This window comes from Variovorax sp. PAMC26660, assembly GCF_014302995.1.
Lineage (GTDB): Bacteria > Pseudomonadota > Gammaproteobacteria > Burkholderiales > Burkholderiaceae_C > Variovorax.
Genome location: NZ_CP060295.1, coordinates 6,974,430 through 6,999,249, shown reverse-complemented (window position 1 = coordinate 6,999,249; position 24,820 = coordinate 6,974,430). Strand labels below are relative to the sequence as shown.

The 24,820-nt window shown below is 65.0% G+C and carries 26 protein-coding genes and 1 tRNA gene; 16 read left to right on the top strand and 11 right to left on the bottom strand.

The annotated features are described in order from the left end of the window. Positions 1-136 precede the first annotated feature (136 nt). On the top strand, positions 137-1,699 hold the full coding sequence (locus H7F35_RS32845) for a methyl-accepting chemotaxis protein (protein WP_187110653.1): 1,563 nt from the start codon (positions 137-139) through the stop codon (positions 1,697-1,699). A gap of 27 nt (positions 1,700-1,726) precedes the next feature. Here the strand turns inward: H7F35_RS32845 and H7F35_RS32840 are convergent, their stop codons facing one another. Beyond that, a complete protein-coding gene (locus H7F35_RS32840; protein ID WP_187110652.1) occupies positions 1,727-2,584 on the bottom strand; it encodes an Ivy family c-type lysozyme inhibitor in 858 nt (285 codons plus the stop codon). 33 nt (positions 2,585-2,617) lie between these two features. After that, positions 2,618-3,265 carry an endonuclease III gene (gene nth, locus H7F35_RS32835; RefSeq protein WP_187110651.1) on the bottom strand — a complete coding sequence of 216 codons (648 nt, stop codon included), beginning with the start codon at positions 3,263-3,265 and terminating at the stop codon, positions 2,618-2,620. A 142-nt stretch (positions 3,266-3,407) separates the two neighbouring features. Between nth and H7F35_RS32830 the strand changes: the two genes are divergently transcribed. Continuing rightward, a complete protein-coding gene (locus H7F35_RS32830; protein ID WP_187110650.1) occupies positions 3,408-4,595 on the top strand; it encodes a PLP-dependent aminotransferase family protein in 1,188 nt (395 codons plus the stop codon). Positions 4,596-4,599: 4 nt separating this feature from the next. On the opposite strand, the gene H7F35_RS32825 is transcribed toward H7F35_RS32830, so the two are convergent. Continuing rightward, on the bottom strand, positions 4,600-4,827 hold the full coding sequence (locus H7F35_RS32825) for a hypothetical protein (RefSeq protein WP_187110649.1): 228 nt from the start codon (positions 4,825-4,827) through the stop codon (positions 4,600-4,602). A gap of 61 nt (positions 4,828-4,888) precedes the next feature. On the opposite strand from H7F35_RS32825, the gene H7F35_RS32820 reads away from it, so the two are divergent. Continuing rightward, the gene (locus tag H7F35_RS32820; RefSeq protein ID WP_187110648.1) at positions 4,889-5,212 is read left to right on the top strand and encodes a DUF6172 family protein; all 324 of its coding nucleotides are present in this window, start codon (positions 4,889-4,891) and stop codon (positions 5,210-5,212) included. A 12-nt stretch (positions 5,213-5,224) separates the two neighbouring features. On the opposite strand, the gene H7F35_RS32815 is transcribed toward H7F35_RS32820, so the two are convergent. From H7F35_RS32815 to mfd, 3 genes are all read right to left on the bottom strand, one after another. Continuing rightward, complete coding sequence (locus H7F35_RS32815) at positions 5,225-6,295, bottom strand: Ldh family oxidoreductase (RefSeq protein ID WP_187110647.1); 1,071 nt, start codon at positions 6,293-6,295, stop codon at positions 5,225-5,227. A gap of 342 nt (positions 6,296-6,637) precedes the next feature. Next, positions 6,638-7,348, bottom strand: coding sequence for a phosphoserine phosphatase SerB (gene serB, locus H7F35_RS32810; RefSeq protein WP_187110646.1), 711 nt, complete (start codon positions 7,346-7,348; stop codon positions 6,638-6,640). Further along, complete coding sequence (gene mfd / locus H7F35_RS32805; RefSeq protein ID WP_187110645.1) at positions 7,345-10,827, bottom strand: transcription-repair coupling factor; 3,483 nt, start codon at positions 10,825-10,827, stop codon at positions 7,345-7,347. Before mfd ends, serB begins: the two co-directional genes overlap by 4 nt. Before the next feature lie 117 nt (positions 10,828-10,944). Between mfd and ispD the strand changes: the two genes are divergently transcribed. Both ispD and ispF read left to right on the top strand, forming a co-directional pair. Continuing rightward, complete coding sequence (gene ispD / locus H7F35_RS32800; RefSeq protein WP_187110644.1) at positions 10,945-11,667, top strand: 2-C-methyl-D-erythritol 4-phosphate cytidylyltransferase; 723 nt, start codon at positions 10,945-10,947, stop codon at positions 11,665-11,667. Further along, the gene (gene ispF / locus H7F35_RS32795) at positions 11,664-12,155 is read left to right on the top strand and encodes a 2-C-methyl-D-erythritol 2,4-cyclodiphosphate synthase (protein ID WP_187110643.1); all 492 of its coding nucleotides are present in this window, start codon (positions 11,664-11,666) and stop codon (positions 12,153-12,155) included. The genes ispD and ispF overlap by 4 nt, the downstream gene beginning before the upstream one ends. A 31-nt stretch (positions 12,156-12,186) precedes the next feature. Here ispF and H7F35_RS32790 read toward each other — a convergent pair whose 3' ends face one another. Continuing rightward, positions 12,187-13,611, bottom strand: a complete 1,425-nt coding sequence (locus tag H7F35_RS32790) for a sensor histidine kinase (protein ID WP_187114495.1) — start codon at positions 13,609-13,611, stop codon at positions 12,187-12,189. A gap of 74 nt (positions 13,612-13,685) precedes the next feature. Continuing rightward, positions 13,686-14,417 (bottom strand): two-component system response regulator OmpR, encoded by a 732-nt coding sequence (ompR, locus tag H7F35_RS32785; RefSeq protein ID WP_007837017.1) that lies wholly within the window; start codon positions 14,415-14,417, stop codon positions 13,686-13,688. A 194-nt stretch (positions 14,418-14,611) separates the two neighbouring features. Between ompR and H7F35_RS32780 the strand changes: the two genes are divergently transcribed. Continuing rightward, on the top strand, positions 14,612-14,947 hold the full coding sequence (locus H7F35_RS32780; protein ID WP_261803454.1) for a hypothetical protein: 336 nt from the start codon (positions 14,612-14,614) through the stop codon (positions 14,945-14,947). A 51-nt stretch (positions 14,948-14,998) separates the two neighbouring features. Further along, entirely contained in the window at positions 14,999-15,706 is a 708-nt protein-coding gene (locus H7F35_RS32775) for an SIMPL domain-containing protein (protein ID WP_187110641.1), read from the top strand. 27 nt (positions 15,707-15,733) lie between these two features. Here the strand turns inward: H7F35_RS32775 and H7F35_RS32770 are convergent, their stop codons facing one another. Next, complete coding sequence (locus H7F35_RS32770) at positions 15,734-16,504, bottom strand: 3-hydroxybutyrate dehydrogenase (RefSeq protein WP_187110640.1); 771 nt, start codon at positions 16,502-16,504, stop codon at positions 15,734-15,736. 21 nt (positions 16,505-16,525) lie between these two features. Continuing rightward, positions 16,526-16,783: a helix-turn-helix transcriptional regulator gene (locus H7F35_RS32765; RefSeq protein ID WP_187110639.1), complete on the bottom strand. Its 258-nt coding sequence runs from the start codon at positions 16,781-16,783 to the stop codon at positions 16,526-16,528. 135 nt (positions 16,784-16,918) lie between these two features. Here H7F35_RS32765 and H7F35_RS32760 point away from each other — a divergent pair, with 135 nt between their 5' ends. From H7F35_RS32760 to H7F35_RS32720, 9 genes are all read left to right on the top strand, one after another. After that, positions 16,919-17,266 (top strand): hypothetical protein, encoded by a 348-nt coding sequence (locus tag H7F35_RS32760; protein WP_187110638.1) that lies wholly within the window; start codon positions 16,919-16,921, stop codon positions 17,264-17,266. 85 nt (positions 17,267-17,351) lie between these two features. After that, positions 17,352-17,924 (top strand): recombinase family protein, encoded by a 573-nt coding sequence (locus H7F35_RS32755; RefSeq protein ID WP_187110637.1) that lies wholly within the window; start codon positions 17,352-17,354, stop codon positions 17,922-17,924. Positions 17,925-17,948: 24 nt separating this feature from the next. Beyond that, entirely contained in the window at positions 17,949-18,944 is a 996-nt protein-coding gene (locus H7F35_RS32750; RefSeq protein ID WP_187110636.1) for an alpha/beta fold hydrolase, read from the top strand. Positions 18,945-18,987: 43 nt separating this feature from the next. Beyond that, positions 18,988-21,192: a RelA/SpoT family protein gene (locus H7F35_RS32745; RefSeq protein WP_410010748.1), complete on the top strand. Its 2,205-nt coding sequence runs from the start codon at positions 18,988-18,990 to the stop codon at positions 21,190-21,192. 48 nt (positions 21,193-21,240) lie between these two features. Beyond that, positions 21,241-21,317: transfer RNA gene (locus H7F35_RS32740), tRNA-Val, on the top strand. Positions 21,318-21,486: 169 nt separating this feature from the next. Next, a complete protein-coding gene (locus tag H7F35_RS32735; RefSeq protein WP_187110634.1) occupies positions 21,487-21,855 on the top strand; it encodes a hypothetical protein in 369 nt (122 codons plus the stop codon). Between the two features lie 75 nt (positions 21,856-21,930). After that, positions 21,931-22,491 carry a polyhydroxyalkanoate synthesis repressor PhaR gene (phaR, locus tag H7F35_RS32730; protein WP_187110633.1) on the top strand — a complete coding sequence of 187 codons (561 nt, stop codon included), beginning with the start codon at positions 21,931-21,933 and terminating at the stop codon, positions 22,489-22,491. 297 nt (positions 22,492-22,788) lie between these two features. Next, positions 22,789-23,160 (top strand): hypothetical protein, encoded by a 372-nt coding sequence (locus tag H7F35_RS32725; protein ID WP_187110632.1) that lies wholly within the window; start codon positions 22,789-22,791, stop codon positions 23,158-23,160. Next, positions 23,157-23,618, top strand: coding sequence for a hypothetical protein (locus H7F35_RS32720; RefSeq protein ID WP_187110631.1), 462 nt, complete (start codon positions 23,157-23,159; stop codon positions 23,616-23,618). The genes H7F35_RS32725 and H7F35_RS32720 overlap by 4 nt, the downstream gene beginning before the upstream one ends. Before the next feature lie 167 nt (positions 23,619-23,785). Here H7F35_RS32720 and H7F35_RS32715 read toward each other — a convergent pair whose 3' ends face one another. After that, entirely contained in the window at positions 23,786-24,808 is a 1,023-nt protein-coding gene (locus H7F35_RS32715) for a ParB/RepB/Spo0J family partition protein (protein ID WP_187110630.1), read from the bottom strand. Between the last annotated feature and the right edge of the window lie 12 nt (positions 24,809-24,820).

The window sequence follows — 24,820 nt, the reverse complement described above, 5'->3', positions numbered from 1 at the left end:
CGAATTCTCATTCATCCCGCGCGCCAATCGCATCCCATGTTCGAGGGTTTGCCCATCCCACCCTTCTCGGGTGGGGTGGCGCGCAGCAACGCTGCCGATGACCGAAAAGATCCCGCCACACTTTGGAGTCCCCCGCATGTTCGATCTTTCGAATCTCAAAATCGGAGCCCGTCTGGGACTGGGGTTTGCGTTGTTGCTGCTGCTTCAGCTCGTCATCACGGGCATCGGCCTGCACGAGATGGCGAACCTTTCGGACCGCATCGCCTTTGCGACCGAGGTGGGCGCGCGCAAGCTGGACCAGTTGAACAACGTGCAGTCGGCCATCGGCAAGCGCGCCATTGCGGCGCGCAACCTGGCGCTGGTGGAAGACCCGGCCGCGCAGAAGGGCGACGTCGAACTCGTCGGGACCTCGCAGCGCGAGATCGACAGCGGGCTGCAGAGCCTCGCGACAGTCATGGCCGACCCGGTCTCCGCGAGCGCCGAAGAGCGCAGGATGCTGGAGAAGCTGCGCGCGCTCGAGGCGCAGTACCTGCCCATCGCCGGGAACGTCGTGGCGCTCGCCACGTCGCATCAGACCGAGGCGGCCGTGAAGGCGCTGACGCAGGAATGCATGCCGCTGCTGAACCAGGTGCTGGCGCACGTGTCGGCCTTCCAGGCGCTGCTGAAGAAAAGTGCCGACGAAAGCTCGGCGTCGGCCCAGGCGGCCTACCAGCGTGCCAAGTGGCTCATCCTGTCGATCAGTTGTGCATCGCTGCTCGGCGGACTGCTGCTGGCGTTTCGCATGACGCGCTCCATCACCCGCCCGCTCGGGCAGGCGGTGACGGTGGCGCAGCAGGTGGCGTCGGGCGACCTGACGGCGCGCATCGAAGTGGCCGACACCTCGGAGTCGGGCATGCTGATGCGGGCGCTGCGCGCCATGAACGACGAGCTGGCCAAGGTGGTGGGCCAGGTGCGCGAGGGCACGGATTCGATTGCCAGCGCGTCGAGCCAGATCGCGTCGGGCAACCGCGACCTGTCGTCGCGCACCGAGGCGCAGGCCAGTTCGCTGGAGCAGACGGCGGCGTCGATGCAGGAGCTGACCTCCACCGTCAAGCAGAACGCCGACAACGCGCGGCTGGCCAACCAGCTGGCCGACTCGGCTTCGCAGGTGGCCTCGCGCGGCGGCGCGGTGGTCGACCAGGTGGTGGAGAAGATGGCGTCCATCAACGCGTCGTCGCGCAAGGTGGTGGAGATCATCGGCGTGATCGACGGCATTTCGTTCCAGACCAACATCCTCGCGCTGAACGCGGCGGTGGAGGCGGCCCGCGCGGGCGAGCAGGGGCGGGGCTTCGCGGTGGTCGCGTCGGAGGTGCGCAACCTGGCGCAGCGCTCGGCGGCGGCCGCGAAAGAAATCAAGACGCTGATCGGCGACTCGGTGGTCGAGGTTGACGCGGGCAGCACGCTGGTCAACGAGGCCGGCAAGACCATGGAAGAGATCATGGGCAGCGTGCGCCGGGTGACGGACATCATGGCCGAGATCACCGCGGCCAGCCAGGAGCAGTCGGCCGGCATCGAACAGGTCAACGACGCCATCAAGCAGATGGACCGCACCACGCAGCAGAACGCGGCGCTGGTGGAGCAGGCCTCAGCCGCCGCGCAGTCGATGAACGATCAGGCGGCGGGGCTGGTGCATGCGGTGCGCATGTTCAAGCTGGCCTGACCAGGGCAGGCCCGAAGCGGCGGCTGCTCAGTTCTTCTGACGCCACTGCTCGCGCCAGAGCTTGTCGAGCTGGGGTGCGAGCGCGGCGGGCGGCGTGCCCACCAGCCGGTTCTTGCCGCTGCGCTGCACCAGGCCGTAGATGCGGCCCGAACCCTGGTCGTACAGGGCGATCGCGTTGTTGTCGTAGCAGTCGTGCGGCTTGCAGAACGCATGCAGCAGGTAGCGCGTGCCATCGACCGTCACCCATTGCGGCTCGGGCGAAGGGCCTTCGCGGCGCACCAGCCAGCGGTCGGTTTCGCGCGTGCCCAGCGCAGTGCTCCAGGCTTTCTGCATGGCGGGGCCTTGTGCCAGCGCGGCGGGGCTGCCGGTGGGCGGCGGCGGCAGCTTGGCGGCCGGGGGCTCGGTGGGCGGCGTCGCGGCGTGGGCGGCACCGTCGCAATGCCAGTAGCGCTGTTTCATCAACTCAGGGCCGAGCTGGCCGGCAACCGGCTTGTCGGCGTCCAGCATGATCAACTGGCCGCGCACGTCGCGGTAGACGAGGAAGGTCATTGCGCCGGCCTTGCCTACGCTGCTTATCAACGCCAGGTCGAAATTCGCCGGCGGCGGGCGGTTGCCGAAAAAGCTGTGCGCCGTCAGCGGTGCGTTGCCGACGACGCGGCGCTTGCCGCTTTCGGCGATCAGCATGTCCTGGCGCACCTGCAGCGTGGGCGCGCCGGCATCGGCGCAGGCGGTCGACCAGCGGCCGCCGTACTGCGCCATGGCATCGGCCGGCAGGCCCGGCGAGGCGGCCTGCGACCACGACACGGCCGGCATGCAGGCCGCAAGGCCAAGCAGGGCCGCGGCGAGGAACGTGGTGCCGCGGGACGAGGTCTTCTTCGTTGTCATTCGGTGTCTGTGTGTGCGTGTCGGAGGTGTTCTTCAGGCCGTTTTCGGCGCGGGCGTCTTGGGCTTGTAGTCGCAGAAGGCGGCGACCGCGCATTCCCAGCAGCGCGGCTTGCGCGCTACGCAGATGTAGCGCCCGTGGAGGATCAGCCAGTGGTGCGCGTGCAGCCGGTACTCGGGTGGGACGCGCTTCTCGAGCTTCAGTTCCACCTCCAGCGGCGTCTTGCCCGGTGCGAGCCCGGTGCGGTTGCCGATGCGAAAGATGTGCGTGTCGACCGCGATGGTGGCTTCGCCGAAGGCCACGTTGAGCACCACGTTGGCGGTCTTTCGGCCGACACCGGGCAGCGCCTCGAGTTCGGCGCGCGTTCTCGGCACTTCGCCGCCGTGCAGCTCGATCAGCATGCGGCAGGTCTCGATCAGGTGCCTGGCCTTGCTGCGGTACAGGCCGATGGTCTTGATGTACTCCTCCAGCCCTTCCACGCCCAGGTCGTAGATGGCCTGCGGCGTGTTGGCTACCGGGTAAAGCTTGCGCGTGGCCTTGTTCACGCCCACGTCGGTGGCCTGGGCCGAGAGCAGCACGGCGGCCAGCAGCTCGAAGGGCGTGCTGTATTCGAGTTCGGTCTCGGGCGTGGGGTTGGCCGCCTGCAGGATGGCGAAGAAAGGGGGAATGTTGTCTTTTTTCATGAGGGCTCTGTGGGGCGCGACGCCCGCCTGCTGCGCGCAGGAGGATGGCCGTAGCGCAATATATCGTTGAAAGCCGATGGCCTTACGCAGCTTTATTGCCCGCTGCTTTCGCGACAATGACGCCCAGAAAGTGAGACTGACCATGCAATTCGCCTCCCGCCTCGACAACGTCGAAACCTCCGCCATCCGCGAACTCTTCAAGCTGCTGGGCAAGCCCGGCATCATCAGTTTCGCGGGCGGTTTCCCGGACAGCGCCATGTTCGACGTCGAGGGCCTCAGGGAAGCGAGCCAGAAGGCGCTGACCGAAGAGCCCGGCGCCGCCCTGCAGTACGGCGCCACCGAGGGCTACGAGCCGCTGCGCACGCAGCTCAGTTCTTTCATGAAGACCAAGGGCGTCGATGTCGACCCGAGCGGCCTGATCGTCACCACCGGCAGCCAGCAGGCGCTCGACCTGCTGGGCAAGACCATGATCTCGCCCGGCGACAAGGTGATCGTCGAAGGCCCGACCTTCCTGGCCACCATTCAGTGCTTTCGCCTGTATGGCGCGCAGCTCATCAGCGCGCCCATCGACGCCAATGGCGTAAAGACCGACGAGCTCGAAAAGCTCATCGCCGAGCACAAGCCCAAGTTCGTCTACCTGATCCCGACCTTCGGCAACCCGAGCGGCGCCACGCTGAGCCTGGAGCGCCGCAAGAAGGTGCTGGAGCTGGCGGTCAAGTACCAGACGCTGATCGTCGAAGACGACCCGTACGGCGATCTCTACTTCGGCGAAGCCCCGCCGCCATCGATCATGGCTTTGGCCAAAGACGTGCCCGGCAGCCGCGAACTGCTGGCGCACTGCGGCAGCCTGAGCAAGGTGCTCAGCCCCGGCCTGCGCATCGGCTGGATGATCGCGCCGGCCGAACTGCTCGCCAAGGCCACCATGTGCAAGCAGTTCAGCGACGCGCACACGAGCACCTTTTCGCAGGCCACGGCCGCGCAGTACCTCAAGAGCGGCCGCATGCCCGCCACGCTGGCGCATGTGCGCGAGGTGTACGGCCAGCGCGCACAGGCCATGGGCGCGGCGCTCAAGCGCGAGCTGGGCGATGCGGTGAGCTTCACGCAGCCCAACGGCGGTTTGTTCTTCTGGGCACGCCTGACGGGTGCCAACGGCAAGCTGGCCGACGCCAACGAACTGGCCAAGCGCGCCATCGAGAAGCTGGTGGCCTTCGTGCCGGGCGCGCCGTTCTTCGCGGAGAACCCCGATCTGTCGACCCTGCGCCTGAGCTTTGCAACGGCCGACGTGGCCAAGATCGAAGAAGGCGTGAAGCGCCTCGGTCAGGCGCTGTAAAGCGTCAGGGCGAGCGGTGCAGGCGGGGCGCCGCCAGCAGGTCGAGGTTGTCCGCAACGGCCGCATCCACGTTCGGATAGCGGCCTTTCATCTTGGACAGCGTCATGATGGTCTGCAGCGCCTTCAGGTCCTTGACCGAGGGCGCCACCTTGATTTGCGCGATGGCTGCAGAGGCGTTGCCCCCGTTGACCAATGCCATCACCTTGCTTGCCCAGTCGTTTGCGCGCGCCATGTCTTCACCTGCTTTCAATTGAACCGCCGACTGTACACAGCGCGGCGCGTTACGATCACCCATGAGAAAAACCTTTCAGCTCCAGGTCGAGGGCAAGCACCCCGACCGGCTTCTTGAAGCCATCAAACACGAGATCCGCAAGTACATCAAGCGCGAGCGCCGGCGCGTTCTGCCCGAAGGTTCCGACTTCTGGGACTTCGATTGCAAGTTCGGCGCGGCCGAAGAATCCGCCGAAGTCGTTCACCTTTCCGCCATCACCGGCCTGATCGACGGTGTGGTCAAGGAAGCCGGCAAGCAGTTCTACGTAGAGGTCGTGGCCAAGCCCGGCAAGCGCGCGCCGCGCCAGCCCGGAGAACGGGCGGAAGAGCCGCCCGAAGAAGACTGACCAGCCTTCAGATCAGATCACCAGCGCGCGGGCCAGCGCCAGCCCGTGGCGCTGTTCCGCCTCCTGCAGCGAACGCGCAATCGACGGGTGCAGCCGCACCCCGTTCTTCGACTGCCCCTCCCGACGCTTCAAACCGCCTTCGCCCGGCAGCCGCACCGGCTTTGCAGGGTCGACGGGTGTGTTGTCCCGGCACTGGGCCGCCACATGGTCCATCTGGCGCAGGAAGGCTTCCTTGCCGCCGAAGGCATGCAGGTCGTGCAGCGTGATGTGCACGGTGGCTCCCCAGCCTTCTGGCGGGTCCGCACGGCCAAAGCCGGCCAGGCCACCGGTCAATGTTTCCACCAGCAGCGCCATCCCGTAGCCCTTGTGCCCGTGGCTCAGTCCGCCGACCGGCAGCAGCGTGCCGGGTGGCTGGTCGAACAGCACCTGCGGGTTGTTCGACGGCTTGCCGGCCGCATCGATCAGCCATTCCTCGGCAAAGGTCTCGCCGGCTGCGCGCTTGCGGTTGCTCATGCCGTTGGTGGTGATCGAGGCCGAAATATCGACCATCACGCCCCCCTGCGACAGCGGAAAGCCCATGGCCAGCGGATTCGGCGTGAACACCGCCTGCGTGCCGCCGAAGGGCGCGACGCTGGCGGTGTTGGGGTCGGAGCAGGCCAGCAGCATCAGCATGTCTTCCTGCAGCGCGCGCAGCATGTAGACCGCGAGGCAGGCGATGTGGTGGCTGCGGCGGATGACCAGCGAGGCGGTGCCGAGTTCGCGCGCACGCGGAATCAGCAGGTCCATGCCCTGGTCCATGAGCCAGGGGCCGGGCAGGCGCTTGCCGTCCCACAGCACGGCGGCGGGGCGGTCCGACAGCATCTCGGGGGCGCCGTCGCGGGTCATGCCGCCCGATTCGATCTCCTTCACGTAGCCGGCCAGCAGTGCCAGGCCGTGCGTGTCGTGGCCCAGCAGGTCGCCTTCGACCAGCGTGCGCGCGACGCTGTCGGCCATCGATGCGGCGAGTCCTGCCTTTTGCAGCAGGGCGCTGGCGTAGTCCCGGAGCGCGTCGGCGCGGTAGAGCGGGGCGGTTGCTGTGGTCATGTTGTGGTCTCCTTTTTGGCTTGTGTGCCGGGCTCTTGTTCGGGGCAGCTGTTTTTCAGGGCGGGTGCGAATGACACCGGGTGCTCCCCTCCGCGAATGTCCCCCGCTTCGCTCCTCCTTTATTTCGCTGCGGGGAGCACCTGACGTCATTCGCACCTGGGCACGCTGCTTGTGTATCGCCGATCAACAGCCGCTCTGTCCAACGCTCACGTCGATACGGGGCTCTTTTTCGCGAAATAAAGGAGGAGCGAAGCGGGGGACATTCGCGAAAAAGAGCACCGTGTCGGCGTGAGCGACCCCCTGAACAGTGCCCCAAAACGCATCAGACAGAAAAACGGGAAGTCATCTCAGAATATCCAGCAGGCGGTCAAGCCCACCTTCATTGATGGCCACCATGGCCTGCTCGCGCACCTTCGGCTTGGCGTGGTAGGCCACTGAAAGGCCGGCTTCGCCCATCATCGGCAGGTCGTTCGCACCGTCGCCCACGGCGATGGTTTCCTGCGCAGAGATGCCCATGAGCGAGGCAATTTCGAGCAGCGTGCGTCGCTTCTCGGCGCCGTCGCAGATGTCGCCCCAGCTTTGCGTGACGACCTGGCCGGTGAGGTGGCCGTTGGCTTCGTCGAGCAGGTTGGAGCGCGCGAAGTCGATGCCCAGCCGCTCCTTCACACGGTTCGCGAAGAAGGTGAATCCGCCAGAGACCAGCAGCACCTTGAGGCCCGCTGCCTTGCAGGCCGCCACGAGTCGGTCGGCGCCCGGGTTGAGCTCCAGCCGCTCGTCGTACACCTGCTGCAGCGCCGCGACCGGCACGCCCTGCAGCAGCGCCACGCGGCGGCGCAGGCTTTCCTTGAAGTCCTTGATCTCGCCGCGCATCGTGGCTTCGGTGATTGCGGCTACCTCGGCCTTCTTGCCAACGGCATCGGCGATCTCGTCGATGCATTCGATGTTGATCAGCGTCGAGTCCATGTCGAACGCGATCAGCTTGAAGTCGGCCAGTGCCAGCGGCGGCTTCACGCGCTGGATGACGAGGCCGGGGGAGATTTCTGTAGCGCTCATGCGGGGGCGGGTTCCTTGACGAGGGGTTGTCCGAGGCTGCGCAGCACATCGCGCACCATCTGCGCACGCTCCTTCGGCTCTTTCAGTTCGCGCTCGATGCGCAGCTTTTCGTTGCCGGCGAGCTTGATGTGCTTGTTCTTCTGGATCAGCTGGATGATGGCCATCGAATCGACCGGCGGATCCTTCTTGAAGGTGATGTGGATGATGCCCGGCGCGGCATCCACCTTGACCACGCCATACGGCCGCGCCAGCACGCGCAGCCGGTGCGTGTCGATCAGCGTCTGCGCCTGCGGCGGCAGCTTGCCGAAGCGGTCGACGATTTCTTCGAGCAGCGTGTCGATCTGGTCGGAGGTCTTGGCGGTCGCGAGTTTCTTGTAGAACGACAGGCGCAGGTGCACGTCGCCGCAATAGTCGTCGGGCAGCAGGGCGGGGGCGTGCAGGTTGATCTCGGTGGTGACCGACAGCGGCGACAGCAGGTCGGGCTCCTGCCCGGCCTTGAGCGCGCGCACGGCTTCGCTCAGCATCTCGTTGTAGAGCTGGAAGCCGATTTCCATCATGTTGCCGCTCTGGTTCTCGCCGAGCACTTCGCCCGTGCCGCGAATTTCCAGGTCGTGCATCGCAAGGTAGAAGCCCGAGCCCAGCTCTTCCATCTGCTGGATGGCGTCCAGGCGCTGCGCGGCCTGCTTGGTCAGGCCCTCGATGTCGGGGACCATCAGGTAGGCATAGGCCTGGTGGTGGGAGCGCCCGACGCGGCCGCGCAACTGGTGCAACTGCGCCAGGCCGAACTTGTCGGCACGGCTCATCACGATGGTGTTGGCGGTGGGTACGTCGATGCCGGTCTCGATGATGGTCGAGCACAGCAAGAGGTTGTAGCGCTGCGCCACGAAGTCGCGCATGACGCGTTCCAGCTCGCGCTCGGGCATCTGGCCGTGGGCTACCGCGATACGGGCCTCGGGCAATATCTCTTCGAGCTTCTGGCGCCGGTTCTGGATGGTCTCGACCTCGTTGTGCAGGAAGTAGACCTGCCCGCCGCGCTTCAGCTCGCGCAGCACGGCTTCGCGGATCACGCCGGTGCCTTCGTTGCGCACGAAGGTCTTGATGGCCAGCCGGCGCTGCGGCGCGGTGGCGATCACGCTCAGGTCGCGCAGGCCTTCGAGCGCCATGCCCAGCGTGCGCGGAATCGGCGTGGCGGTGAGCGTGAGCACGTCGACCTCGGCGCGCATGGCCTTCATCGCCTCCTTGTGGCGCACGCCGAAGCGGTGCTCCTCGTCGATGATGAGCAGGCCCAGGTTCTTGAACTTGATCGACGGCGACAGCAGCTTGTGCGTGCCGATCACGATGTCGACCGTGCCCTCGGCCAGCCCCTTGGCGGCGGCCGAGATTTCCTTGGCCGAGCGAAAGCGGCTCATCTCGGCCACCCGCACGGGCCACTTGGCAAAGCGGTCGACCAGCGTCTGGTAGTGCTGCTCGGCCAGCAGCGTGGTGGGCGCGAGGAACGCCACCTGCTTGCCGCCGGTGACGGCGATGAAGGCGGCGCGCAGCGCCACTTCGGTCTTGCCGAAACCCACGTCGCCGCAGACCAGGCGGTCCATCGGCTGCGGCGAGATCATGTCCTGCACCACGGCGTGGATTGCAGCCTTCTGGTCGGCGGTTTCCTGGAAGCCGAAGTCGTTGGCGAACACCTCGTAGTCGGCGGCCGAATAGCGGAAGGCGTGGCCCTCGCGCGCAGCGCGGCGGGCGTAGATGTGGAGCAGTTCGGCGGCCGAGTCGCGTACCTGCTCGGCCGCCTTGCGCTTGGCTTTTTCCCATTGGCCGGAGCCCAGCCGGTGCAGCGGTGCTTCATCGGCGCTGACGCCGGTGTAGCGGCTGATCTGGTGCAACTGCGACACCGGCACGTAGAGCGTGGCCTTGTCGGCGTACTCCAGGTGCAGCATTTCCTGCAGCAGGGGCTTGCCTTCGGCATCGATGCCCTGGCCCAGGTCCATGTGGATCAGGCCCCGGTAGCGGCCGATGCCGTGCGCGGTGTGGACCACCGGGTCGCCGACATTCAGCTCCGACAGGTCCTTGATGAGCGCTTCGACGTCGCTGACCTGTTCCTGCTTCTTGTTGCGCCTGCGCGTGGTGGGCGCGGTGGCGAACAGCTCGGTCTCGGTGACGAGGTCGATGCTCTGCTCGCGCCATGCAAAGCCAGAGGCCAGCGCGGCGGTGGCGATGCCGATCTTTTCGTCGGGCGAGGCCTCGAACTCGGCCAGCGAGTCGAAGGCCGGCGGGCTCACGCCGCTGGCGCGCAGGAAGTCGAGCAGGCTCTCGCGGCGGCCGTCGCTTTCGGCGATCAGCAGCACGCGGTGCGGCGTGGCCTTGATGTGGGCCTTCAGGCCGACCAGCGGGTCTTCGGCGCCGCGCACCACCGCGAAAGGCGGCAGCTTGTCGAATTCGGCGTAGGGCGTTTCGGTGGGCACGTCGCCGCGAATGGCGAGCTGTGCATGGGGCTTGGCGCGCTGGTAGAACTGCTCGGCGTTGAGGAAGAGCGCCTCGGGCGGCAACGCCGGGCGCTCGGGGTCGCCTTGCACCAGCCGGTAACGCTCGTTCGTGTCCTGCCAGAAATGCTGGAACGCGGGCTCCAGGTCGCCGTGCAGCACGATGGTGGCGTCAGGGCCGAGGTAGTCGAACACCGTGGCCGTCTCGTCGAAGAACAGCGGCAGGTAGTACTCGATACCGGCGGTGGCCACGCCGTTGCCCATGTCCTTGTAGATGCGGCTCTTGGTCGGATCGCCCTCGAGCAGTTCGCGCCAGCGGCTGCGAAAGCGCCCGCGGGCGTCGTCGTCCATCGGGAATTCGCGGCCCGGCAGCAGGCGCACTTCGGGCACCGGGTACAGGCTGCGCTGGGTGTCGGGGTCGAAGGTGCGGATGGTGTCGATCTCGTCGTCGAACAGGTCGACGCGAAACGGCACCAGCGAGCCCATGGGGAACAGGTCGATCAGGCCGCCGCGCACCGCGTATTCACCGGGGCTTACCACCTGCGTCACATGGCTGTAGCCGGCCAGCGTGAGCTGGGCCTTGAGCTTGGACTCTTCCAGCTTCTGCTTGGCCCTGAAATGGAAGGTGTAGCCGGCCAGGAAAGCCGGCGGCGCGAGCCGGTAGAGCGCGGTGGTGGCGGGCACCAGCACCACGTCGGCCTCTTTCTGGCTGATGCGCCAGAGCGTGGCCAGGCGTTCGCTGATCAGGTCCTGGTGCGGCGAGAAGCTGTCGTAGGGCAGCGTTTCCCAGTCGGGGAACAGGGCACAGCGCAGATCGGGCGCGAAGAAGGCGATTTCGTCGATCAGCCGCTGCGCGTCGTTGGCGTCGGCCGTGAACATCGCGGTGGCGCGGCCGGCGGCCTTCTCGCGCATGCCCAGCTGCGCGAGCAGCAAGGCGTCGGCCGACAACGGGGGACGCGGCAGCGTGAAACGCTTGCCCGCCGTGAGGAGGGGGAGGTCCATGGAACGCTTACTGGAAATGCACAACACCCCGCGCCGGCTGGCGAGGGGTGTGCGAAGGGCAATTCTAGAATGGCGGCCCTTTATCCGCTTGTCGGCCATCGCCCCGTACAGGACCTCATGTCTTCTTCCCGACTTTTCGTGCTGATTCCCTGTGCCGGCTCCGGCCACCGCGCGGGGCATGCCCAGTCCACGCCGCCCAAGCAGTACCGGCGCCTGGCCGGCCAGCCGATGGTGGCGCACACGCTGGAGGCTTTTCGTGCGCTGGCGGGCCGGTTTGCCGGATTGGCGCTGGTGGTGTCGCCGGACGATCGCGATGTGGACGCAGCGCTGCCGCGCTTTCCGGCGCAGGACGAGCACTTGCTGCGCGTCGGCGGCCTGACCCGCGCGGCCACGGTGCGCAACGGCCTGCTGGCGCTGCGGCAGAAGGGCGCCGGCGCGCACGACTGGGTGCTGGTGCACGATGCGGCGCGCTGCCTCGTCACGTCGAGCCAGATCGAGGCGCTGATCGCGGCCTGCGAGCACGATGCCGTCGGCGGCCTGCTGGCGCACCGGCTGGCGGACACGCTGAAGGCATCCACCACCGAAAGCCGTGTGGCCCACACCCTGCCTCGCGCCGACAAATGGCTGGCGCAGACGCCGCAGATGTTTCGCCTGGGCATGCTGCTCGACGCGCTGGAGCGCGTGGGCGACGCCGTGACCGACGAAGCCAGCGCGATCGAGGCCATCGGGCTGTCGCCGCTGCTGGTGCCGGGCAGCGCGCAGAACTTCAAGGTCACCTTTCCCGAAGACTTTGCACTGGCCGAGGCGGTTCTGCTCGGTCGCAAGAAGGCCATGGCATGACGACGAAGCCGTTCAACATCCGCGTCGGCGAAGGCTGGGACGTTCACCAGCTCGCCGAAGGGCGCAAGCTGATCCTGGGTGGCGTCGAAGTGCCGCACATCACGGGCCTGCTCGGGCATTCGGATGCCGACGTGCTACTGCACGCGATCACTGACGCGCTGCTTGGCGGTGCCGGTCTGGGTGACATCGGCCGGCACTTTCCCGACACCGATCCGCAGTTTCGCGGTGCCGATTCGGCGGTGCTGCTGGCCGAGGCGGCGCGCCGCGTGCGGGCGGCCGGCTGGGAGATCGGCAACGTCGACAGCACCGTGATCGCGCAAGCGCCCAAGCTTGCACCGCACATTCCGGCCATGTGCCAGCGCATTGCCGACACGCTGGGGCTTGCGGTCGATCAGGTGAATGTGAAGGCCAAGACCGCCGAAAAGCTCGGCCCGGTGGGCGAAGGCCGCGCGATGGAAGCACGCGCGGCCGTTCTGCTGCACCGCTGAAGCCAGCCCCGGCGACGGGGCGGCATCAGTTTCAGATCTTCTTGCCCGGCGGCAATTCGGCCGGCTTGGGTGTCGGTTTGCCTTCGGGCATGGCGCGCGGCATGCGGATGTGCGCGGCAAGGCCGCGCCCCGGGGTGCTGGTCAGCGCGAAGGTGCCGCCCATGCGTTCGATGTTCTTCGCCACGATCGACAGGCCCAGGCCGGCGCCAGCCGCCGAGGTTCGCGCCGCATCGCCGCGGAAGAAGGGCTTGGTCAGCTGCGAGAGCAGGGCGGGCTCGACGCCCGCGCCGTGGTCGCGCACCTTGATCAGCACCGCGTCGTTGTTGGCCTGCGCCTGGATCGTGACGTCGGCCACGCCCGTGGATGGCGTCTTGCCATAGCGCCGCGCGTTCTCGACCAGGTTGGAGATCACGCGCGTGAGCTCGACCTCGTCGCCCAGCACCCGCAGGTCGGCGGGCACATCGACGGTGATGTTCATCTCTTCGTAGTCCTGCACCGCGTAGGTACAGGCATCGACCACATCGCGCAGCAGCACAGGGCGCGGGTCGACATGGTCGGGGCGGGCGTAATCGAGGAACTTGTCGATGATCGCGTCGAGCTGCGCGATGTCGGCGGCCATGTGGTCGCGTGCGTCTTCGTCGGCCACGCTCATCTCGGTTTCGAGCCGCAGCCGTGCGAGCGGCGTGCGCAGGTCGTGCGAGATGCCGGCCAGCATGATGGCGCGGTCTTGTTCGATTTTTGCGAGCTGATCGGCCATGCGGTTGAAGCCGATGTTGACCGCGCGGATCTCGTTGGTGCGGGCGCGCTCGTCGAGCCGGTGCGCCTCGTACTCGCCTTCGCGCACTTGCATCGTCGCGCGCGAGAGCTGCTTGAGCGGCAGATTGATGAGCCGCGTGATCAGCGCCGCGCCGGCCAGCGACAGGGCCATGGCCGTGCTCAGCCACACCAGCCAGGTGCGTCCGCCCACGCGGCTGAAGCGCGTGGGGTCGAGCAGCAGCCAGTAGGTGTCGCTCTCGATGGTGAAGCCGATCCACAGGCCGGCTTCGTCGTTCACGCGGCTGGCCACTGTGGTGCCTTCGCCGAGCTGGTCGATCAGCTCCTCGGTCACACGCAGGTCGAGCGCGCCGCTGGTGTAGGGCTGGAAACGGTCGTTGGGCTCGCGCGGCAGGATGCGAACGCCTTCCTGGTCAGCCAGCGTCTTGATCAGCGACACCCGGGTGATGGCGTCCGAATACACCAGCGCCGCGCGCGTGAGGTTCACGAGCGATGCGATCTGGTGCGCGGTTTGAATGGCACGCGGCTCGTATTCGAGCGAGCGGAATGTCTGCAGCCAGGCGACCGTACAGCCGATCAGCAGCAGCGCGAGCAGGAAGAAAGTGCGCCAGAAAAGACTGAAGCCGACCTTCAGGCCGGGGCGACGGTCACGCGCGCCGCTGCCCTCCAGAGGGCTCGGCATCGTGACCTGTGCACCGTCGTCCTGTGCGTGGCCGGGTCTGGCGGATTGGCCGATGGCCACCTCTCAACAGCGCGTCAGGCCGTGCCGTCCGGCACGAACACGTAGCCCACGCCCCAGACGGTCTGGATGTAGCGCGGCGCGGCGGCGTCGGACTCGACCAGCTTGCGCAGGCGCGAGATCTGCACGTCCAGGCTGCGGTCGAAGGGCTCGAACTCGCGCCCGCGCGCCAGCTGGGCCAGCTTTTCGCGCGACAGCGGTTGACGCGGATGGCGCACCAGCGCCTTCAGCATCGCGAACTCGCCGGTGGTCAGCGAGAGTTCTTCGCCATCCTTCTTCAGGGTGCGCGAGCCGAGGTCGAAGGCGAACGGGCCGAAAGTGACGGTCTCGTTCTCCGTGGAGGGTGCGCCCGGCGCTTCGAGCGGCGGACGGCGGCGCAGCACGGCGTGCACACGGGCCAGCAGTTCGCGCGGGTTGAACGGTTTGCCAAGGTAGTCGTCGGCGCCGACTTCGAGACCGACGATGCGGTCCACGTCTTCGCCCTTGGCGGTGAGCATGATGATTGGCGTGCGGTCGTTGGCGGCGCGCAGGCGGCGGCAGACGGACAGGCCGTCTTCGCCGGGCATCATCAGATCGAGCACGATCAAATCGACCGTGTCGCGCAACAGGATGCGGTTGAGCGCCTTGCCGTCTTCGGCCACGATCACTTCAAAACCTTCCTGCGTCAGGTAGCGGCGCAGGAGGTCGCGGATGCGGGCGTCGTCGTCGACGATCACGATCTTGTCGGTGCGAGCGGGAACTTGAGTCATTTCTACAACGATGAATTTGTAACAGGGCCGATTCTGAAGGCGTTAAGGTCCCGTTGAGCCAGATTTACTTATGGTTTGACACTAAGTTACAAAACTTGCGGACGCTCGCGGTCTGGTCATCCGACGTTCGCCCAGAGGTGGCAAAGTCCTTGGTACCCAATGACTTTTGCTCAATGAGACTACCTTTTTCTGCCTTGCCGTTCATCCTTGCTTGCGCCTGCGGTTCGGCGTTGGCGGCTTCCGGTGATTTCTTGAGGGTCGGCGAGGTGCGCCGCAGCGAGGTCCGCGATGCGGTGGCTGCGCACCGGGCGGCGCAGCGAGAGGAGATCCGTCGCGAGGAGGCCGTTGCCGGGCGTCGGCTCACGGCGGCCGAACTCTTCGAGCTGCGGCAGCAGGTCCGGGGCCAGTGGACGCCGCCAGCCGTGGGGGTTTCACTGAATTCGGCAGAATCGCAGCCAGCCGAGCGGATCGCACCGGCACCGCCGACCGCGGCCCGTCCGCTGACCGCACCGCGCAGCCAACGCCCCTGAGGGCGTCGGCGCGGGGCTTGTCTTTCATTCCAACCCAGGGAGTACTTCGTCTTGAAGAACACAATCAAATTGCTCGCGGCCTGCGCCGCTCTGGCCGTGGCCGGCACCGCGCTGGCCCAGAACGTCATCACGCCAGCGCCGCAGAACGTGCTTCAGCTCACCGCCTCCGGCACGGTCGAAGTCCAGCAGGACATGCTGAGCATGACGCTCGTGACCACGCGCGACGCGGCCGATGCGGCCACCGTGCAGACGCAGCTGAAGGCCGCGCTCGATGCCGCGCTCACCGAAGCCAAGAAGAATGCGCAGCCGGGCCAGCTCGATGTGCGCACCGGCAACTTCAGTCTGTCGCCGCGCTACTCGAAGGACGGCAAGATCAACGGCTGGCAGGGCTCGACCGAGCTGGTGCTGGAAGGGCGCGATTTCCCGCGCATCACCCAGGCCGCAGGCCGTATCACCACGCTCGGCGTCGGCAACGTGGGCTTCGGCCTGAGCCGCGAGCAGCGCACCAAGACCGAAACCGAAGCGCAGAACATCGCCATTGAGAACTTCAAGCAGAAGGCTGCAGAGCTGGCCAAGGGCTTCGGCTTCGGCGGCTACACGCTGCGCGAGGTGTCGGTGAATGCGAACGACAGCGGCCCGATCCATCCACGCATGATGGCAATGCAGGCCAAGTCGTTCTCGGCCGATTCGGCTGTGCCGGTCGAAGCCGGCAAGACCAGCGTGGTCGTGAGCGTGTCGGGCTCGGTCCAGCTCAAGTAAACAGGGCGTGCAGCGCTGGGCTACCCACTATTGGGCAGTCCAGCCGCCGTCCATGGCCCAGGCGACGCCTCGGACCTGGTCGGCCGCCGGCGAGCACAGGAAGACGGCAAGGCCGCCCAGTTGCTCGACGGTCGTGAACTGCAGCGAAGGCTGCTTTTCTCCCAGCAGTTCGTTCTGCGCCTGCGCGGCCGTGATGCCTTCGCGTGTCGCGCGGTCGTCGATCTGCTTTTGCACCAGTTGCGTCAGCACCCAGCCAGGGCAGATCGCGTTGACCGTGACGCCCGTCGTTGCGGTTTCGAGTGCCACCGACTTGGTGAAGCCGACGATGCCGTGCTTGGCCGCCACGTAGGCCGACTTCTGCGCCGAGGCCACGAGGCCGTGTGCCGATGCGATGTTGATGACGCGGCCCCAGTTGGCTTCGCGCATCGCGGGAATTGCCAGCCGCGTCGTATGAAATGCGCTCGTGAGGTTGATTGCGATGATTGCGTCCCAACGTTCGGCGGGAAAGTCCTCGACCTTGGCGACATGCTGGATGCCGGCGTTGTTCACGAGGACATCCACACGGCCGAACTTCGAAGCAGCGAACTTCATCATGTCTTCGATCTGCTCGGGCTTGCTCATGTCTGCGCCGTGGTATTCGACGCGAACGCCGAGCGCTTCGATCTGGGCCTTGGGTGCTTCGGCATCGCCGAAACCATTGAGCACGATGTTCGCGCCTTGCTGGGCGAGGGACTTTGCGATGGCCAGGCCAATGCCACTGGTGGACCCCGTGACAAGCGCGGTTTTGCCTTTGAGCATGAAGATCAATCTCCGGATGAATTAGGAGTGAGCCGACTGCATGGCCTTTCGCCATAGAGTTGCGAATTGCGGGCGTAGCTTCGCTTCCATCTCTGCGACGGTTTCCATGATGGGGAGGCCTGCGGTATCGGCCATGTAGGCGATCTCGCTTGCGTCCGGCTTCTCGGTGCCTTTCTTCCAGCGCGAGATCAGGCTTTGGTCTTTGCCTAGGTCTTGCGCCATCGCTCCGTAGCTTCCGCGCTTTTCTCTTGCTGTGTTGATGAGGTCGATCAGTTCCATATGACGCTCCTTCGTGTTTGGGGAATTCCCAAATAAGAACTCAGTATTTGGGGATTTCACAAATCCCGATAAAATTTGTGAAATCCACAAATTGGTGGATTTCACAAAAGTGATCCTACTTTAACTGGAGCCGGCATGCATCAGATTTCGTTCCCCGTCTTCGCGAAACAGCAAGCAGAGCGCGTCGCTGATTTCCTCGATTGCGCATCCCTGCCTGACTACGCCACGGCTGAAAGCTTGCCGGCTCCGGTCGTGGTGGGGCATGGGGTGCGCTCCCTGCGCGAGATTCGCCGTCAGCGTTGCTGCGCTGCGGTGACGGCTCGCATGCTCGACGGGCGGTTGTCGTCGTGGGGCCGATGGGTGTACGTCATTCACGGTTGTGACGGTCCGGTTGTTGGCCGCGTGATGTTGCGGCCCCAGCATGTGAATCGTTTTACGGATTATTTCGTCGAGTCGATTCATCGCGTGCAGGTGGCCGCATGACCATCGTCCGCGCCGCCGCTGGTCGGCCCCCTGTTCACACGGATATGCGCGGGTCTCCACCAGTGAGCAAGAAACACATCTGCAAATGGATGCGTTGCGCGTTGCTGGCGTCGAGCGGGTCTTTTCCGAAAAGGGAAGCTCGGTCGGCCCTCGGCCTGAGCTTCGGCGGGCTCTGTCCAGCTTGTCCCACGGTGACGTCCTGGTCGTTTGGAAGCTGGATCGGCTCTCTCGTGGACTGAAGGATCTTTTGGATCTGCTGGATCAGTTGAAGTTGAGCGGCTGCGGTTTCAAGTCATTGACCGAGCCTATCGACACGACAAACCCGTTGGGCGTCTTCATGCTTCAGATTCTTGGGGCCGTGGCGCAGTTGGAGCGGTCGCTCATACGTCAGCGCGTTCTCGCAGGGCAGGTGTCTGCATATCAGCGCGGGGTTCGGTGGGGTGGGAGTGCCCGTAAGTTGGACGACAGCCAGGTCGCGGAGTTGAGGAGGCTGCGGGCTGATGGTTTCACCATCATGGAGCTGGCGGAGCTATTTGGACTTGGGCGCTCTACCGTTTTTGACTATGTCAACGTCCGAAGGGTTAGCAAGCGTGAGCGGATGCCGGTGCTTGGCCCGCTGGTCGATTGTGGAGCTGGGGTTTCTGGGCGGTCGCTGTGAGGACGAAAGTCCGGTTGAAGTAGGATGCGACGAACCCATTATCCGCACCAGGACCCCACTGTTTTCATGACTGAACCGACGCTTCATTACGTGGCGTGCGACGACGCCCAGGGCGGCCATCGCATGGCCTATTGGCAATGGGGCGACGCACGCAGTGCGCGTGTCGTGATCTGCGTGCACGGGTTGACGCGCCAGGGGCGCGATTTCGACGCGCTGGCCCAGGCCATCGTGGCGCGCGCCGGTGGCAATGTGCGCGTGGTCTGCCCCGACGTGGTGGGGCGCGGCCGCAGCGACTGGCTGCGCGATCCGGCCTTCTATCAAGTGCCGGTGTATGCCGCCGACATGGTCGCGCTGATTGCGCAACTGCAGCGTGAACAGGCGATCGACACGCTCGACTACCTCGGCACCAGCATGGGCGGACTGATCGGCTTCGTGCTTGCGGGCCACAAAGAGCTGCCGTTGGCGCGGCCGATCCGGCGCTTCATCGCGAACGATGTCGGCCCGACGATCGAGCCCGCTGCGGTGCAGCGCATCGGTGCCTATGTGGGGCAGAGCGGCAGCTTCGCCAGCGTGCAGGCGGCTGCGGATGCGATGTGGGCGCTGTCGACCACGTTCGGCCCGCACACGCCTGCCCAATGGTTGTCGCTGTCGCAGCACATGGTGGTGCCCGCCTCGCAACGCACGGCGGATGGCGCGGCCAAGGTCGATGCGGGCGCCGACGATGCTGCGGACTCATGGGTGCTTCACTACGACCCGGCCATTGGGATTGCACTGCGTGCCATCACCCCCGAAGCCGCAGTACAGGGCGGCGCGATCATGTGGGGCCTGTACGACGCCATCGATGCGCGCACGCTGCTGTTGCGTGGCGCCGTCTCGGATCTGCTGTCGCGTGAAACGGCTTTGGCCATGACGCAGCGCGGCCCGCATGCAAAGCTGGTCGAGTTCGATGGTGTTGGCCATGCGCCGACCCTGGTCGATCCTGCACAGATCGCTGTCGTCACCGATTTCCTGTTCGATTGAGTGAAGCGTGAAGCGCGAGTCTTCGAGCCTCCAGACGGCACCCATGTCCGACACGGCCATGGTCGACTATCCGTTGTCCGCCGCAACGGCCGACCGCACGCCCGTGATCGAGAACATGCTCGCCCGCGCTCGTGCATTTGCCGAGCCGCTGATCGCAGATGAGAAGCTGGACACCGGTGAGAACACGCTCGCGCATGCGGATGCAGTAGCCACCATCGTCGCGAAGATGGGCGGCTCCGAAGCCATGCAGGCGGCGAGCTACCTGGTCTATTCCTGCCAGCACCTGAATCGCCCGCAGGAGGTGATCGCCAAGGTGTTCGGCGACAACTTCGCGGCGCTCGCGGTCGAGACCACCAAGCTGGTTCGCGTGCAGGAGCAGGCGCGTTCGGCCTCGCAGGGCAATCACCTTGAAGGCGCCGGCGCGCAGACAGAGAACGTGCGCAAGATGTTGCTCGCGTTCTCGCGCGATCTGCGCGTGGTGATGCTGCGGCTGGCTTCACGCCTGCAGACCTTGCGCCATGCGGCGGCCAGCAAGCAGCCGGCGCCCGAGAGCGTGGCGCGCGAGTCGCTGCAGGTGTTTGCGCCGCTCGCCAATCGGCTGGGCATCTGGCAGGTGAAGTGGGAGGTCGAGGATCTTTCCTTCCGCTTTCTCGAACCCGAAACCTACAAGCTGATTGCGCGGCTGCTCGACGAGAAGCGGATCGAGCGCGAGGGCCATATCGAGCAACTGCGCTCCCAACTCGAGGAAGAACTGCAGGCCGAGGGTGTGCATGCCGCGGTGCAGGGGCGCCCGAAGAACATCTACAGCATCGTCAAGAAAATGCGCGGCAAGTCGCTCGACTTCGCGCAGGTGTTCGACATCCTCGCGCTGCGCGTGGTGGTGTCCGACGTCAAGGATTGCTATGCGGCGCTGGCCTGGGTGCATTCGCATTTCGAGCCCATCGACGAAGAGTTCGACGACTACATCGCCCGGCCCAAGCCGAACGGCTATCAGTCGCTGCACACGGTGGTGCGGGAACTGGTCGACGGCAAGCCGGGCAAGCCCATCGAGATCCAGATCCGCACGGAGGAAATGCACGACCACGCCGAGCATGGCGTGGCCGCGCACTGGGCCTACAAGGAAGCAGGGCACAAAGGCTATGCGGGCGTCTGGGCGAGCGGCGAGTACGACGCCAAGATCGCGGTGCTGCGCCAACTGCTGGCATGGGAGCGCGATCTGTCGGGTGGCCTGCAGGGGCAGGGGTTGTTCGACGACCGCATCTATGTGCTGACGCCCGATGCGGCGATCGTCGAGTTGCCGCAGGGCGCGACGCCGGTCGACTTTGCCTACACCGTGCACACCACGCTGGGCCATCGCTGCCGTGGTGCGCGCGTTGACGGCGCGATGGTGCCGCTCAATACGCCGCTGTCGAATGGGCAGACGGTCGAGATCATCGCTGCCAAGGAGGGCGGACCGTCGCGCGACTGGCTCAATGCGGAGCTGGGCTATCTGGCCAGCCATCGTGCACGCGCCAAGGTGCGTGCATGGTTCAACGCGCAGATCACGCATGAGACCGTGGCGCGTGGACGCGAGGCGGTCGAGAAGTTGCTGCAGCGCGAAGGCAAGACGGCCATGCGGCTCGAAGACCTGGCCTCGCAGCTTGGCTTCAAGTCTGCGGATCATCTGTTCGAGGTCGTCGGCAAGGACGAGTTTTCGCTGCGCAACATCGAGACGCTGTTGCGTCCGCCGGAACCCGCGCCAGGGCCCGACGATGGTGTGCTGATCAAGAAGGCGCGCGGCAGCGAGAAGTCTGGCAAGGGCGGCGTGCTGGTGGTGGGCGTGTCTTCATTGATGACGCAACTCGCCAAGTGCTGCAAGCCCGCGCCGCCCGATGCCATTCGCGGCTTCGTCACCAGAGGCCACGGCGTCAGCGTTCACCGCGCCGATTGCAGCAACTTCCGCACGATGGCCACGCGAGATGGCGAGCGTGTGATCGATGTTGAATGGGGCGCCGCAAAGAAGGGCGCTGAAGTGCCGGTCTATGCGGTGGATGTGTCTGTGGAAGCTGCAGACCGCCAGGGCCTGCTGCGAGATATCTCCGACGTGTTCGCACGAGAAAAGATGAATGTGATCGGTGTGCAGACGCAATCGATCAAGGGCACGGCATGGATGACGTTCACCGTGGAAATCGCCGATGCAGCACGGCTCACACAGGTGCTTGGCGTGGTCACAGCAGTGATTGGTGTGCGATCTGCACGCCGCCGCTAAAAAGCGCGTTTTCTCCTGCTACAATAACTGCTTCTCGGACACATCCTTAGGCGCGTAGCTCAGCTGGTTAGAGCACCACCTTGACATGGTGGGGGTCGTTGGTTCGAGTCCAATCGCGCCTACCAATTTCTGTTCAACCCCGGCCAACCACCGGACCAGTTGAACAGAGCTTTCACCGGGTTCCCCGGTGTTCAAATCGTCCCTTGTGATGACGCAGCAAAAGACCTTAGCCATGTTGTTGTGCTACCTTGGTCGTTCTGCAAATCCTCTCCAATTTTCTTGATAAGCGATTCGATGAATACGCGATCGACGCTGGTTGATCGAGCGCATGCCGACAAGCGCGTGGCGGCACTGCTCAGGCAGGCTCCCATCGAGTTCGCGCGCGCCGTTTATGGCATCAACGACCATGCAAGTGGCCGAACTGACACCATGGCTGCGCGCGAGGTGGCGCGCGCCGAACGACAAGGCATGCCGCTGACCGAGGAGCGCGCCGAGCAGCGTGCCCGCGCCTACCTTCCGACCTTGGGTCAGGAGCACTGCCCGCGCTGCTGGGTGGTCTATGGACAGAAAAGTCCCTTGCGTTTTCGCGATGCAGTTGAAGAGCGCCCCGAGTCGGCGGTTTGCCACGCATGCGGTGCCGAGTACGCAACATCGCCGGACTGAGCAAAAGTGCGGGGCGCGGTCAGGGTAAACCTTGTCGCGGTGCAGCAAAACCGCTCCCTAGAATCATCCGATGACATGGGCGTCCATGTGAAGGAGTCCGCAGTGCAGAGCAAGAAGTCCGGGGTCAAGCCCGTACAACGTGTGATCAAGAAGTACCCCAACCGAAGGCTCTACGACACCGAGACATCCACGTACATCACGTTGACCGAGGTCAAGCAGTTGGTGATCCAGAACGCGCAATTCGTGGTGCGTGATGCCAAGACCGGCGACGACCTTACGCGCACCATCCTGCTGCAGATCATTCTCGAAGAAGAGGCGGGTGGCGCGCCGATGTTTACCGAGCCGGTGCTGGCCCACATCATCCGTTTCTATGGGCAGGCGATGCAGGGCTACATGGGGCCCTACCTTGAGAAAAACATCCAGGCGATGACCGAGGTGCAGGCCCAGCTTGCCGACAAGGCCGAGGGCCTGACGCCGGAGATGTGGTCGAAATTCATGACCATGCAGTCGCCAATGCTGCAGGGGCTGATGGGCAACTACGTCGAGCAATCGAAGAATGTCTTCCTGCAGATGCAGGAGCAGATGCAGAAAAACACCGAGCAGGTATTGGGGGCCTTTGGCATCAAGCGTCCCTGAATGCCCCGCCGTCACCGATAGCTGGGACAATAGAGGCATATGAGCGAAGTTGCCTCCCCCGAACGTACGATCAAGTCGACCGCCCCCAAGGTCGGCTTTGTGAGCCTGGGCTGCGCGAACGATACTTGAAATATACCCATGGCGACGCTGCCTCTATCGCACCCAATAGTGGACCAAGACGCTCCGGCATCGCCGCCTGAGGCTACTGCTGGAACGCAACGAGCGGCCCGAGGTGATGAGGTCGTCTCTGCGGTAGTTCCCCTGGCGATGGCGCATGTCACGAGGCTTGTGACTGGCGTGGCTGCGGCAAACCCGCGATCTCTTGGCCATGATCTTGCAGCTCAAATCGTCGCGGCGAGCATGCAGCAAATGGAAGATACGATCGCCCAGCAAAAAGCAGATTTGCGCTCGCTGTCGAAAGCGAATGACAGCCTGAAAGACGAAGTGGGGGAGCTGAAAACCGCGAACGAGGTTCTGCGTGAGCGCCTTGGCACCAAATCGAAGATCGAATCTCTCCGTGGTCTTTTTGGCGTTGGCGGTGCGGCGCTCCTAGGTGTCGCGATAGATCTCTATAAGGCGCAGTTTCCGATTGCCGTGGTTGTCGCAGCCGTGGGAGCCGTCCTGGTGGTATTCAGTGTTTTCGGCGTACCTGAGAGAAAAGCAAAATGATGCAAGGAACGTTAGGCGAACTGAGCCTGACAGGCGTGTTTGACCGTGGCATACCAAATGCTGAACGGATCGTGATCCGCGTGAATGAACACGTCGACATGGCCAGCTATGTTTTGATGCAAGGGTTGGCGAATGGTGGAGGTGGTGCAGTCCCGATCCGCGACGCAATGTTCTGGTTCGGCAACGGGTTGCTCGAACCGAACGACTGGATCTTCGTTTACACGGCCGCGGGCGAGCCAAGGTCGTTGGATCTTCCGCTGAACGATGGCAGCAATGGGACTCACAAACTTGTGATGCTGCATTGGTCGCGCACTCAAACCATGTTTCATGCCCCTAACATGGTGCCGATCTTGGCCCGGATTGACGCCCTCTTAACTAACCTTCCGGCACTGCCGCCTGTACCCGGTCTGGGCGTGCTCAGCGGTGTGTTCAATCGGAACACTCCAGATTCGGGCTGAGGGAGCCCGCTCGCTGCGGTATCCCTCAGCGCACCTCGTTCTTCGCGATGGGCTTGCTTAGCACGCGCAGAAATCCCTTTCCCTTGAGAAAGCCTCGGTAGCTGTTGACGGCCACGGCACGCGCCTCGCGGGCGACATCGACGCCGGCGGCGATGACCTCGCCATCCTCAGTTACGACTGCAAGGCGGGCAGGGCGACCGTCGACCGTGACCGTCAGTCCTTCGTGCGAAACCGCGCTGATTACGACGCCTTGGATGGCGCCAGTAGCTTGCGTTCCGATCATGTGGACGCTCCAAAGAGTGAAGGGAGAACACGGGAGCGGTCCTGACTGAGGCCGTTCGGTTTATCGAGTCGCCTCGGGTCGAGGTGCTCGCGGTAGCAGGCCTTGCAGCAGTAGAAAAGCTTGTGTACGCCTTCCGGTTCGCTGAAGAAGAACTCGCGGTCGGCCGGCCACCATTCGTCGCATTTGGCACAGAGCTTTTCAAGGCCCTCCGCAGTCTCGCGTAGCTCAACCGCGGCGAGCCCTGGTGGTCCTTCTCGGTCGCGGCCTCTAGCGCCTTGATTTGCAGCTTCTCGTCGGGGATGCGAGCGATGAGTAGGGCCTTGCTGCCGTCGATGTCGCCGGTCCGCAGCGCCTCACGCGGAGCACTTGTGAGCTCGAGCAGCTTCATGCGGCCATAGACGTAGCTGCGGCTCTTGCCAATGCGCTCGCCAACCTTGTCCTTGGCGATGCCGGTCTCGTCGCACAGCAGCTGGTAGCCCTCGGCCTCCTCGAGCTCGGACAAGTCGTCACGCTGCAGGTTTTCGACGATCTGGATCTCCAACACGGCCGCATCGCTGAGCTGGCGGATCATCGCGGGGATGGTGGGCTGTCCCGCGATCTTGCTGGCCCGGTACCGACGTTCGCCGGACACGAGTTCATAGGTGGGCAGCGGGTTGCCATCGCCGCGGTTGCGGAACGTGTCCTCGAGGCGATTGCTTGGCAGCGGACGCAGCAGGATGGGCTGGTGCACGCCGCTGGCGCGGATGCTCTCGGCCAAGTCCTGCATCTTGGCCTCGTTGAAGGTCTTGCGCGGGTTGGTGCGGCTCGTCGCAATCAGGTTGAGGTCAACGACTGCGAACTGGTCGACTGCGGCTGTGGTCTCTGTTTGCGCGTGGCCATCGGCCGCATCGAATTCTTTAAGGGACATGAGATCTCCAGC